Here is a 12,638-nt window from a genome sequence, read left to right as displayed (position 1 = left end):
AAGGTAAAATTTACCTGAAGTATTATTCACAATTGTATCAAACAATAAAAGACAGGAGGAACAAAATGAAAAAATTAGGATTACTGCCCAAACTCATTATTGGTATTATTTTAGGTATTATTATTGGAACTACAGGGATTGAATGGTTAACGAGATTACTGGTGACCTTCAGTGGTATTTTTGGAAACTTCTTAGGATACATTATCCCGCTTCTAATCATTGGATTTGTGGCACCAGGAATTGCAGAATTAGGAAGTAAAGCAGGAAAGTTACTAGGTATTACAGCGGGGATCGCTTATCTCTCTACCGTTGTTGCAGGTATTTTAGCATATTTTGTGGCGACACTTATTTTACCTGGCATTATCAGTGGAGGAGAAATTGCAGAGAGTGGAATAACAGTTTCAGCCTTCTTTGAAATTCAAATGCCAGCGATCATGGGCGTTATGACAGCATTAGTGACTGCCTTCTTATTTGGCTTAGGAATGGCAGCAATTAAAGGTAAGGCAATGTTGTCGTTTATGCAAGATTTCCAACAAATTATCCAAAAGGTAATTGAAACGATTATCATTCCTTTATTACCAATTCACATTGCGGGAATTTTTGCAAGAATGGCTTTTACAGGAGAAGCAACTCAAACATTAGCGGTATTTGGTAGAGTGTTTATTGTTGTAATTGCAGTACATATAGGATTTATTATTCTTCAATATTTAATTGCAGGTTCGGTAACAGGAATCAATCCATTTAAGGCTATTAAAAATATGCTGCCTGCTTACTTTACTGCGATTGGAACACAATCATCGGCAGCAACAATTCCTGTGACTGTAAAAAGTGCACAAAAAAATGGTGTTACTGACGAAGTAGCTGAATTTGCAGTGCCTTTATGCGCTACAATCCATTTGGCAGGAAGTACGATCACCCTAACAATTTGTGCTATCGCTGTAATGGCTTTAGCTGGGAATGCATTGACCTTTGGCCAGGTATTTCCTTTCATATTAATGCTAGGGGTAACAATGGTAGCAGCTCCAGGGGTACCTGGAGGCGCAATTATGGCAGCTCTGGGGCTTTTAGAAACCATGCTTGGATTTACTGATGCAAACCTTGCGTTGATGATGGCGCTATATATTGCTCAAGATAGCTTTGGAACTGCTGCAAATGTAACTGGTGATGGTGCCATTGCATTAGTTGTTAATAAATTTGCTCGGGCTAAGGCTTAATATAGCCACAAAATTAAATAGAAGAAAGGTCAAACTTGACCTTTCTTTTTTTTTGTAAACAAGACAGACACTGACTCATATTAATAGTGGTAAGATGAGAGATTGTATGTTTGATATCATTTGGTTATAATAAGAGTGAAGATGAAGAGGGGGATGAAAATGAAAGCTGACATAATGAATAAGCTTCGAGAGTCTAATGTTGAAGCCATGTTTCAAATCAATTTAGAAGAGCAAATGTGGGTATGGGTAAATGAAGAAATTTTTCTTGATATTGTCCTCAATCTTGTATCTGATGATGTTCCAGAAGAAGAAATTTTACTAGACTTAAAGAAAATTGATGAAAAAGACTTTATCGATATCATTGAGAGAAAACTTAAAGAGAACAATTGGATTTTTGTAGATCAAATTATTTTTGAAAGAATTGAAGATGGATTCAAGGCCTCTAAGGATATTAAAACCTATGTTTTTGCCGATAGAAAATATTACATGAAAAAAATGCTTAATATGGCAGACTCCTTATCGTGGATACTTAAGGCTATGGCCATAGACACATATCAGCATTTGAGAGTCAGTTCCATAGGCCTTCAAGCAATTTATGATGAACATTTCTATGATAATACAATGTTAATTGAAGAGATATTATTAAAGGGAAGTGCTGAATTCGAGCAAGGATTATGGAAAGTAGACCCAAATCATGGCATGCTGGCATTCTATAAAGAAGGTAAAAACCGTAGGCAATGGACTGAAGGCAGTGTCAATTTTACTTATGGTGAGTTAAATAAATAAACCAGAAGAAGTGCTTCTGGTTTTTAAACGAAGGGTTGGGCATCGATCTCTCCTTGGGAATGGATGGCCCCTTTTAGGATGACCATTTCGTTATCGTAGTCTTTCTTAATTTTAAAATCATAGATTTGTGTACACTGATCACACTGAACAGTTTGTCTGAAGTCTTGTTGTTCTCGATTAAAAAATAAATAAGGAGTATAGCCTTCTTTATCATTCCATTTGATGGCACCGTCATCTCTAATTTGGTAATGATAAACATAAGTGACTTGATCCTTTAAAATTAAATTTCCATTGGGACATGATTTGCACTTCATTTGATCAATTCCTCTCCTAATGATTGAATTTACATTTAGTATTGGAAAATTATTTTATATTTATTCGATGTGTAATATAATTAAATAATAGAGTAATGCATCAAGGAAGGGGATTGCAATGGAAGTCACACTCTACGACTTAAAGAAGATTATGTTTAACTTGGAAAAAGAAAATCAAAATATGAAAAAAGAAGGATTATTAGAGGAGTTAATTGAGACTGCTGAAAAAATGAAAAAACAATTAACCCAGGAAAAAGAGAAACAGAAACAGCATCAGAGTAAAACAAGGAATATCAAGATGGAAAAAATCTCTCAAGAGGAGTTTTTATATCGGCCTATTCTAGTTAGAGACTATTATGAAGGAGATTATTTGGAACGCTTCGGTGAGATCAGAACCTCGGATTTAAAGAATATTAATTTGCTTTCAATACATAATGAGTTTTGGAAGGCTCATGAAGTTCAGAAGGGGAACGTATTTGCATCTATGCCAAAAGAATTGATGTCAACGGTACAAAGTAATAAGCTAGAGTATTTAGGTTGGCTCCCTGTAGAGGTAGACGTTTACGAAATACTCCATAGTGAGAGTAATAAAAAAGAGTTAATGCAATTTATCGAATCCGAATTCTCTCATTATATTTTGATCAAAGAAATCTACGGAAATATCTTAATGCTACTACACTATAAAACGAGACTTAATTCTGAGGGGTAACTATACCACCCCTCTTTTTTAATTCTACAAAAAAGGACAAAAATAGCCCTGAATTGTCGGAATAGTTAAATAAAACCCATGGTTAATTATGGTATACTTATATTCTACATGTCAATAATCAAAAAGTTATTCGAGTTCTAAGGGTTTTAGAAGCATTCAAAAAATCAATTTGAAATTTTTAAAATTTATGACCAGTTCCTGTAAAGGAGATGATGTGGATTGAAATGGAGCAGAAGAAATGTTGAGAACATATTTCTTATAGCAATTTTAACAACCTTTATGGGACAAATTTACATAAATCCTACATCTAATGTCTTTAGACTTTCTATGGCGGTGATAGTGCTTTCGATTATGCTAATTTATTTTAAACAAATACCAGTAATAGTCACCTGTAATATGATAGCTCTATTGGTACCGTTTTTTAGAGCCTTGGTACATTTTCTCTCCTACCAGGAGACTACTTTTTTACAAAATGTCCTATATTACTTTCCAGTGGTGACTTTTTATATCCTTTATGGAGTGTTCTTTGAATTACTAGAAATACGTAAAAAGCTAAATACACCAATCCTATTAATTTTATCACTTTGGTTTTGTGATAGCATGTCTAATGTGGCAGAGGTTACAGTTAGGAGGCTGTTTACAGATTTTGATTTTAGCCATGCCATTCTGAATATAATTATTGTAGGGCTTGTAAGATCCATAATAACCTATATCTTTTACAATGGGTCTCTGTATTATAAGGATAGATATGATCGGGCTCAGAAGGAAAGCAAGTATAGGGAAATGGTGCTTTTTATTTCAAGGCTGAAGACGGAGCTTTTCTTTCTTAGGAAATCTGTTTTTGATATTGAGGATTCAATGGAAAAGAGCTATCAACTCTATAGAGATATTGAGGACGTAGCTCTTAAGGAGCGGATACTTACAATTTCTAAAAATATACATGAGATAAAGAAGGACTACTATAGGGTAACCGATGGTATGGAAAAAGTACTATCCGAGGAGGATAGAAAAACCAGTATATGCTTGAGGGAAATATTTGATATAATTAGTGAAAATAGTAACAAAATAATCTTAGCTAGGAAATTAGATGTTATCTTTAAATTTTAGGTAATTGCGAAACTAAATTTGAAAAGTAATTAGAAGGGCAGAAAATTGAGTGCTGATTAAATTTTCTAAAGAGACAAGGCGTACCGGTTAACTATGCAATAAGTGGTTTTAAACTTCTGATATATTTGTGTTGATGTATTTTGTCAGCAAGGATAACTGTAACAAGCTGCGTTATACCAGCAATAATCAGGTCGGCATGCAATGTTTTAGCATTCTGTGTTCTTCGGTTAGCAATACAAAAGCTATCTTTGAAATGGTTAATGGTTTGCTCAACGACACCTCGGGCTTTATAGGTTTTATCCCAATCATCGGTACCACGAATGGCGCCTGGATATGCCCGTAAGTCTTTTTCAGGATACACATAAATCATTCTACCACAAGGTGATGAAGTACAGGGATTATCGCAATTATGCCGGCGTCGGTACTTGCCGTCTTCACATTTAGTCCAAGACATTTTCGGACAGACAAACTTGAAAGTAGGAATACCACAGCGAAGATGAGAAGTATTGCCTTCAGGCTTCATAGGTAGTTTTGGATCATGAGGACAACAGGGAATCCCATCTTCAGTAAGAGTGTATTCAGAGCTGCTAAGGGAAGAACGAGGATTTAAGGGAATATAAGCTTTATTGAACTTTAAATCCGAAAAAATTCCTTTGTAGATAGAAATGGTATCAAAAGCAGCATCTCCGATAAAGATATTAGGTTGAATGAGTGGATGTTTATTAAAAAAGTCAGATAACACTGGTAAAAGAGCTTTTGCATCACCAAGGGACTTATCCTCATCAGGAGAATCCGACTTTTTGTCAACAACGATGTTAGGATGAGCATTCATAAAATCTTGGTCATAAAAAGTAATATCACGAATAATACCAAGACCATTGGTGATCATCCCAAATTTATAGACATAACAAAAATGACCATTGATGTAAAGTTGCTTGATCTCTGGATTAGCAGCTGCATGAGAAGGCATGGAACCATAGGCTGCTTTATATGGATCATAGGAATCATCAAGGTTATGAGTCTTTTTAAAAGCTTTAAGTTGTTTAATAATTTTATTAGCGTATTTAGGATTGTTTTCAGTAACAAAAGCTTCAATGCCAGAAGTATCAAAGATAGTCATAGAAGCCTTATGAGGATCAATAGCCTGGCAAATAGGTTCAGTGACATCCACAAGATATTCAAAAAATGATTGTAAGTCTGGCAGAAAATCTTGTTTGAATCTAGTAAATCTAGAAGCATCAGGAACATTGGTGAAACCACAAAAATTTCTAAGTTCCTTAGAAAACTGAAGAAAAGTCAGCAACAATGTATCGTTTGGAATGGAGAAAATCCGCTGCAGAAGCAAAGCCCAAACCATTGATGTAAGATGATGTTTTCTAGGTCTGCCAGTAGATGCATAGTAATTACGATGAAAAGAAAGAGGGATTAACTCATCAAGATTAAGGTTTTCTTTTAAAAGAGAAAGAAAGTGATGCTTATCATTTTCAAAATAATTGGCACAATCGGAATAAATTTCAGCCAAAGAAAGCTGTTTGTGTGGTAAAATAGCCATATATAACTCCTTTCAGGTTGGGTGAATTTGTTTCTGTCAATTCAATTTTACCACAATCTGGTGAGGAGTTATATTTTTTTATGCTTAAAAAAGTCCCGCAATAGTGCGGGTTGCGGCGTTTGGCAAACGCCTATCTTTAAATTTAAGTGTAAGGATAACTTTAGGACCATAGATTTTTACCCGCTGATTTCTGTGTTGAATAATTTGATAATTAACTCTATAGATGCCATAGAGGGCAGTGGTCATATTTTAGTGGATCAACAAAGAGAAGGAGACAGTTATTTATTTAGAGTAGTGGATAGTGGAGCTGGGATCGAGAGTGACGATATGGAGGTGCTTTTTGAACCAGGGTTTTCAACGAAGTATGATCCTATTACAGGCAGAATGTCTACAGGAATAGGCCTGTCTCATGTAAAGCAGATTGTTGATAAACATTTTGTAGGAAGCATATCAGCAGAAAGCTCCAAGGAGAATCAATGGACCTGTTTTAAGGTTCTGATTCCTAAGGAAAATATTGAAATAAAGAGGTGATAATTTGGATACAAGTTTCTACATCGTAGATGATGATAAAGTGATTCAGAAGATACTAAAGGGGATTATTTTAAATCAAAATCTCGGAAGTTTAATAGGAACCTCAGATAATGGTAGAACTGCTATAGAGGAAATCAAAGAACTAAAGCCAGATATCGTGCTGGTTGACTTACTTATGCCCCAAATAGATGGAATTGGTGTTGTTTCAGCCCTTAGAGATACGGGCTGCAATAGTCTTTTTATTATGATCTCCCAGGTAGACTCAAAGGAGATGATATCAGGAGCCTACAAAGAGGGTATAGCGTTTTATATAAATAAACCAATCAATGTTGTTGAGGTAGTTTTTGTGATAAAAAGTGTTAAAGAAAAGTACAAAATGACTAGAATGATTCAATCCTTTGAAAGTGCCATAAAAAGCATGAAAGTACTTGGTGTAGAGACTCTGGAAAAGAAGGATGAGGTCTATGATGAAAGAGCAGAGATCCGAAAGCTTCTGGCACAAATTGGTATACTAGGAGAGGCTGGCTGCCAGGATATCATAGAAATAGTAATGTGGATGCGTGAAAAGGGTTCCCTAGATAATAGTATACAATCACAGTTCAAGCTTTCACATGCCTATAGCTATCTTAAGGAAAACTATGAATCAAAGCAAGGGACACCAACAAATATAGGATCAATAGAGCAGAGAATAAGAAGGGCTATAAAAAGTGCGCTAAAAAACCTTGCTAACCTAGGGATAGAGGATTACTACAATGATTCATTTGTCAATTACTCCTCTGCACTATTTGATTTTGCTGAGGTAAGAAGAGAAATGGATTTTGAAAGAGGGAAATGCAATTATGGTGGAAAGATAAGCGTGAAAAAATTTATCGAGGGCATTTTTATTCTTTTAATAGATCGGTAAAATATCAGACAATTCAAAATTATCTAAGTATTATTCTGTATGTTTTAGTATTTATTTGTAGGACATGTACTAATCTTAATATAATGTACTTGGTATGCATAGTTTATAATGAAGATCATTTTAGTATCTTAGTTTACATCAATAGCCCAAAATATCCAAATGGATGTTGATGTAAAATGAGTTACAAGAAAAAAACAGATGGGAGAGGATAAAATTTAATAATGGCGTTGAGTCTATGTTTACTTCTAAATAAAAAAGGAGGAATTATTGGTGAAAAAGAAAATGAGTTTAACAACAAAAATATTCATTGGTCTTATTGCTGGTATTGTTGCTGGTCTTGCTTTAGCAGGCGCGCCTGACTTCGTTGATAACTTTATTGCACCTATTGGTAGCGTTTTTATTAATATGATTGGCATGGTTATTGTACCTTTAGTATTTTCTTCGTTAATTGTAGGAGCCGCCAGCATAGGGGATGCTAAGACATTAGGTAGAATCGGTGGGAAAACACTGGCTTACTATTTGTTCACCACTGCCTTTGCAGTTAGTATAGGATTATTACTGGGAAAACTTATTAATCCTGGTGCTGGACTTAGTATTCCAACAGACGCAGCAGCAGCCGCCGCATCGGAGGCACCGAAACTTGTTGATACCATCGTAAATATGATCCCACGTAATCCACTTCAGGGACTTGTTTCTGGTAGTATGTTACAAATTATAGTATTTGCGCTATTCCTTGGTGTCGGATTTACAGCAGTTCCTGGCGATAAGGGAAAGCCTTTTATAAACTTTTTTGATAGCTTAGCTGAAATTATGTATAAAATTACTGCAATGATTATGAACTTCGCCCCCTATGGTGTATTTGGATTGATTACACCAGTTGTAGCTAAAAATGGACCGGCTGTATTACTGCCCTTGATTAAGGTTGTAATAGCAGTATATCTCGGTTGTATTATTCATGCTGTTTTGGTATATTCCTCAGCGGTTTCCGTTGTTGGAAAGATAAGCCCTATGAAATTTTTCAAGGCAATTGCTCCAGCTGCGATTACTGCCTTTAGTACCACCAGTAGCGCAGGTACACTACCTGTAACCATGAAGTCATGTAAGGAAGGTCTAGGAGTTTCAGATAAGATTGCCAGTTTTGTGTTGCCATTAGGTGCAACCATAAATATGGATGGTACTGCTCTTTATCAAGGGGTATGTGCTTTATTCGTAGCACAGGTTTATGGGGTAGCACTGACGGGAGGACAAATTGGTACCATTATTTTAACAGCAACCTTGGCTTCAATTGGTACCGCAGGTGTACCAGGAGCGGGTCTCATTATGCTATCCTTAGTGTTGACTTCAGTAGGGTTGCCACTAGAGGGTGTGGCATTGATTGCTGGTATAGATAGAGTTCTTGACATGGCCAGAACAACAGTGAATATTGTAGGAGATGCTTCATGTGCTGTTGTAATTGCTGCAACTGAGAATGAATTAGATGTGCCAAGGGAAGAAGTAACTGTATAGAAATTTCTTAAACAGGTCTGAGTCCTGTGAGATGCTTTAAACAATTCTTCCCAGCTTTTTATGTAGGATTTTCTCCACAGCAAGTCAATAATGAAACAATCAAAAATGAAGGTCGCAATTTAGCGACCTTCATTTCTTTTTTGAGTTTTTATGGTTAAACTGTTCTTCAATCCATCGTTACTAAAGAAATTTTTCAATTACTTTTTTCCAAAACTCTGAGTTTTTAAGTCTAAGCATCTTAACTTTTAATTCAGAGAGCTCTAAAACAACTTCTATAATAGCATCATGATGATGCTCTACACCGTCACTTACGATTACAATTGAGTTTTCGAAACGATATTCTGGACTCACTTTAATGACAGCGTCAGCAGGTAGAATGACACTTGAAGTAAAGGAGCGATAGGCATTGGTGTTGATAGGAGCCAATGGCGTCACTTGAAGTACATCGATTCGTGGATCCACAATACTACCGCCACTTGAGTAATTGTAGGCTGTACTACCAGTGGAAGTGGAAATTAAAATACCGTCGCCACTAAAACGTTGGATCAAATGATTGTCAACGTAAATATCTAGGTGGATGGTTCTGGATTTATCACCTTTAATGACGATCTCATTAAGACCCATTGCTTCTATACAACTATTTCTTGTACAAATGATGGCTTCAATGGGATTAATCTCATCGATAGTGTACTCTTGAGCCACATATTGGTCTAAAAATTCGTCGATTTGATCAGGATCAACTTCTGTGAAAAAGCCTAGATGACCGGTATTAATCCCGATAATAGGAATGTCAGGAAATCCATAATCATGGAGTACTTTTAAGAAAGAGCCATCTCCCCCAATGCATATTGTCAGTTCAGCAGTATAATCAAAGGTATCACTGACATGGTAATTTAAGGAAATTAACCTCTTTTTTAAGTAAGTTGCTGTATCCACAGAAAATTTAGAGTCATTATAAATAATATTGATAATTTTATTAAGTGCCATAAACATTCTCCTTATATAATGAGTCTTAGCAATACAATGATAATAAACGATACGTTCTTATCTATATGTATTTCACCATTAGGTGGTTTTTAAACATTTAATCAACACATAATAAAAGTAATTTAAATTATGCACTGAATAGCCCACTTATGTATAATTCTAAATACATTAAGAAAATCCTTCCTGATATCGAAAGATATCGAAAAAAGAAGGTTGAAGCGCTTTGTGTTTTATAATACAATTACCAATGCAGATCAAAATGAGACGAGGTGAATCCATGCTAGTGCCAAATGAACAAAATGAGCGTATGATAACATATGAAGTGGAGGCAGAAGATGATCAGCAACCGCTTAAGGAGACACTAAAAAATAGGTTAGATCTATCCAGTCGTTTATTGACAAAGCTCAAGAAGAGTAAACGAATTTTAATAAATGGACAATATGCTAAATATCATGAATTGCTTAGTGAGGGAGATTGGATCAAGATTGATATGACTGAGGAAGCCAGTCAGTTTGAACCGCAAGAAATACCCTTCAATGTAGTTTATGAAGATATCGATGTCATTGTGATAAATAAGGAACCAGGAATTGTTTCTCATCCGACGAAAAGTCATCCAAAGGATACAATTGCTAATGCAGCCCAAAATTATTTGGAGAAAAAGGGTGTCGCCTGTAGAATACGCTTTGTCAATCGATTAGATATGGATACTTCTGGATTACTAGTCATAGCGAAAAATCCTTACACACATCATATTATGTCTCAACAGATGAAAGCCAACGAAATAACTAAAAAATACGTTGCGTTTGTTAAAGGGGTTGTGGTGGCAAATGAAGGGGAGATTGATGGGGCAATTTATCGGTCAAGCGACGAGACGATAAAGAGAGTAGTAGATGATCGTGGACAGCAGTCCTTAACAAAATTTACTGTCTTGGAAAGATATGCGGATGCAACTATGTTGGAGGTATCGCTATTGACTGGTAGAACCCATCAAATTAGAGTGCATATGGAATCTATAGGACATCCCATGCTAGGAGACCATTTATATGGCTATGTGGATACAGAGCTTATTAGACGACAGGCCTTACATGCAAGTTATTTAAGTTTCTTACAACCACGGTATAAGGAAAAAATAGAGGTGAGGGCATCATTACCAAAGGATTTAAATGAGCTAAGAAATAAGTTGAAGGATGAACTACTAAGATAGGCAAAAAAGCAAAAAAAAATGGTGGAGCATAGCGGACTCGAACCGCTGACCTCCACACTGCCAGTGTGGCGTTCTCCCAACTGAACTAATGCCCCGACTATAGTAAATATACTATGTTTCATCTGAAAAGTCAATATAAAAAATATTATCTATCTTTTCAAAAATATACTGAAATTGAGACTGTATTAGTCGAATTACTGAGAAAAAAGCAATTAAAAATATGAAAATAATACTAATTCGATAGAAGGAATAATTTAACAGGTATAGAATAGTATATGATAGGGAAACAATCAGAGAGGAACCTCAATTAGAAAGCAATTTGTGGAGAACTTCAGGGAGTATGCATAGAAAAACATAATCCTAAAGGCAGGGGGGAACGCAGTGGAAACTGATATGGTGGTAGATAAACAACAAATAGAAAAAATTGAAGAGGATCTGGCTTTTTTATCTAGTGAGTTAATCGCCCTATTAAAGGACCATAAAGAGAGAGGGCTCATTGATGAAGTGCGATTTGAAAAAGAAATTAAAGTCAAAGAAATGTATTTAAACTATTTTAATAACAAAAAAAGATGATTAGTTTTTTAATGGAAGGCACGGGGGTGAACGCGCCGTCCTCAAAAAAGTCTATGGTGAGACCATTGGAATTACAGAGAATATTGAGGACTACAAGATACTAGGGAGCTAGTATCTTTTCTATGTGTGTATATTGCACTATAAAGAAAGATGAAAGTTTGATATTATAGGATAGATGACATAAGAAAAGGAGTTTTTAAATGAGAGAGACAAGTAGTGTTATATTACATTCTATAATTGTTCATGTATTAGATAAAACAGCAGAGGAACCCCTTCTGACAGATTTTCAGCAAGAGATAACGGAGGAGATCCACGAATTAATAGAAAAACATATTGTGCGTTCCCTAAAGGATGATGACAATCGTATTGCTAAGTTTATTACGGGACCAAATATTGTGAGGGACAGCTGCGACCAAATACTTTATCATGAGAGTAGCTTTGTTGAAAGTAGTAAAATCATTGCTCAGCATCTGTTTCGGGCTATGAAAGTCAATGCAAACACATCTTCTTGTGATCTAGTTATTTGCTCGTATTCTGTAGATTCACAAAAATATGTGGGGATTTTAAAAATGGATTATCGCAAGTCCTATGTTCATGATATTGAATATGTGGATGATAGATTTAAGGTTTCGATTATTTCCCATGAGACTGGTTTGCCAGGAATGGCGCAACGTTTACAGAAATGCGCATTTATTAAAAGATATGAGGCTAACGATGAATACGATTTAGTTCTTTTGGACAAACAACAGGCCAAGGGAAGCGAACAAGATGTGGCCCATTTTTTTGCTCAGGATTTTTTAAACTGTAATATCCTTGTGGATAGTAAAGATAAAACAAAAATGTTTAGGAGTATGACCGAAAAATTTGTAAGAAATGAATTGAGACAAGATGTAGCACATGCTGCTACAGCCAGGGATGTATTAGCTACACATTTAAACAAAGAAGAAGAAATTAATGTGAGACAGTTTGCAGAAGCGATGTCAGATGATAATGAAGAGATGAAAAATAATTATATAGAGCATTTAAACAATGAAGGATTTCAAGTAACGGGATTTGAAGTCAACAAGGAGTGGGTAGAGAAAAAGCTTAAAAGAAAGGCCATCAAGACTGATACGGGTTTTGATATTCGAAATGAACGAGATATCTTTAATGATCCACATAAATTTTCTGTTCAACGAAATGGAGACGGAACCATTAATATTGTGCTTAAAAACATACGAAACTTCGTAGAAAAATAGAACATGAATCGTG

At 35.5% G+C, this 12,638-nt stretch carries 13 protein-coding genes and 1 tRNA gene; 10 read left to right on the top strand and 4 right to left on the bottom strand.

Translation table 11 applies throughout. The annotated features are described in order from the left end of the window. Window positions 1-65: 65 nt before the first annotated feature. On the top strand, window positions 66-1,214 hold the full coding sequence (locus tag AMET_RS15665; protein ID WP_012064285.1) for a dicarboxylate/amino acid:cation symporter: 1,149 nt from the start codon (window positions 66-68) through the stop codon (window positions 1,212-1,214). Window positions 1,215-1,373: 159 nt separating this feature from the next. After that, a complete protein-coding gene (locus AMET_RS15660) occupies window positions 1,374-2,000 on the top strand; it encodes a hypothetical protein (protein WP_012064284.1) in 627 nt (208 codons plus the stop codon). Between the two features lie 23 nt (window positions 2,001-2,023). Here AMET_RS15660 and AMET_RS15655 read toward each other — a convergent pair whose 3' ends face one another. Next, window positions 2,024-2,314 carry a hypothetical protein gene (locus tag AMET_RS15655; protein ID WP_012064283.1) on the bottom strand — a complete coding sequence of 97 codons (291 nt, stop codon included), beginning with the start codon at window positions 2,312-2,314 and terminating at the stop codon, window positions 2,024-2,026. Window positions 2,315-2,432: 118 nt separating this feature from the next. Between AMET_RS15655 and AMET_RS15650 the strand changes: the two genes are divergently transcribed. Together AMET_RS15650 and AMET_RS26365 are read left to right on the top strand one after the other, a co-directional pair. Beyond that, window positions 2,433-3,023, top strand: coding sequence for a hypothetical protein (locus AMET_RS15650; protein WP_012064282.1), 591 nt, complete (start codon window positions 2,433-2,435; stop codon window positions 3,021-3,023). 609 nt (window positions 3,024-3,632) lie between these two features. Beyond that, entirely contained in the window at window positions 3,633-4,130 is a 498-nt protein-coding gene (locus AMET_RS26365) for a hypothetical protein (protein WP_157047270.1), read from the top strand. Between the two features lie 91 nt (window positions 4,131-4,221). On the opposite strand, the gene AMET_RS15640 is transcribed toward AMET_RS26365, so the two are convergent. Then, window positions 4,222-5,676: an ISNCY family transposase gene (locus AMET_RS15640; RefSeq protein ID WP_041721426.1), complete on the bottom strand. Its 1,455-nt coding sequence runs from the start codon at window positions 5,674-5,676 to the stop codon at window positions 4,222-4,224. A 27-nt stretch (window positions 5,677-5,703) separates the two neighbouring features. On the opposite strand from AMET_RS15640, the gene AMET_RS15635 reads away from it, so the two are divergent. The 3 genes from AMET_RS15635 (at window position 5,704) to AMET_RS15625 (ending at window position 8,623) form a co-directional block, all read left to right on the top strand. After that, window positions 5,704-6,213: an ATP-binding protein gene (locus tag AMET_RS15635; RefSeq protein ID WP_083761022.1), complete on the top strand. Its 510-nt coding sequence runs from the start codon at window positions 5,704-5,706 to the stop codon at window positions 6,211-6,213. A gap of 4 nt (window positions 6,214-6,217) precedes the next feature. Next, window positions 6,218-7,117 (top strand): DNA-binding domain-containing protein, encoded by a 900-nt coding sequence (locus AMET_RS15630; RefSeq protein ID WP_012064281.1) that lies wholly within the window; start codon window positions 6,218-6,220, stop codon window positions 7,115-7,117. A 270-nt stretch (window positions 7,118-7,387) separates the two neighbouring features. After that, on the top strand, window positions 7,388-8,623 hold the full coding sequence (locus tag AMET_RS15625) for a dicarboxylate/amino acid:cation symporter (protein ID WP_330368602.1): 1,236 nt from the start codon (window positions 7,388-7,390) through the stop codon (window positions 8,621-8,623). Between the two features lie 180 nt (window positions 8,624-8,803). Here AMET_RS15625 and AMET_RS15620 read toward each other — a convergent pair whose 3' ends face one another. Beyond that, window positions 8,804-9,610: an NAD(+)/NADH kinase gene (locus AMET_RS15620; RefSeq protein WP_012064279.1), complete on the bottom strand. Its 807-nt coding sequence runs from the start codon at window positions 9,608-9,610 to the stop codon at window positions 8,804-8,806. A 247-nt stretch (window positions 9,611-9,857) separates the two neighbouring features. On the opposite strand from AMET_RS15620, the gene AMET_RS15615 reads away from it, so the two are divergent. Next, window positions 9,858-10,814, top strand: a complete 957-nt coding sequence (locus AMET_RS15615) for an RluA family pseudouridine synthase (protein WP_242661308.1) — start codon at window positions 9,858-9,860, stop codon at window positions 10,812-10,814. Between the two features lie 19 nt (window positions 10,815-10,833). Here AMET_RS15615 and AMET_RS15610 read toward each other — a convergent pair. Continuing rightward, window positions 10,834-10,909, bottom strand: a tRNA-Ala gene (locus AMET_RS15610). Window positions 10,910-11,195: 286 nt separating this feature from the next. Between AMET_RS15610 and AMET_RS15605 the strand changes: the two genes are divergently transcribed. Then, a complete protein-coding gene (locus AMET_RS15605; RefSeq protein ID WP_012064277.1) occupies window positions 11,196-11,387 on the top strand; it encodes a hypothetical protein in 192 nt (63 codons plus the stop codon). Between the two features lie 200 nt (window positions 11,388-11,587). Further along, on the top strand, window positions 11,588-12,625 hold the full coding sequence (locus tag AMET_RS15600) for a nucleoid-associated protein (protein ID WP_012064276.1): 1,038 nt from the start codon (window positions 11,588-11,590) through the stop codon (window positions 12,623-12,625). Window positions 12,626-12,638 lie beyond the last annotated feature (13 nt).

The organism is Alkaliphilus metalliredigens QYMF (assembly GCF_000016985.1).
Classification (GTDB): Bacteria; Bacillota; Clostridia; order Peptostreptococcales; family Natronincolaceae; genus Alkaliphilus_A; species Alkaliphilus_A metalliredigens.
The sequence above is the reverse complement of the archived record's forward strand: the minus strand, read 5'-3'. Positions and strand labels throughout refer to the sequence as shown.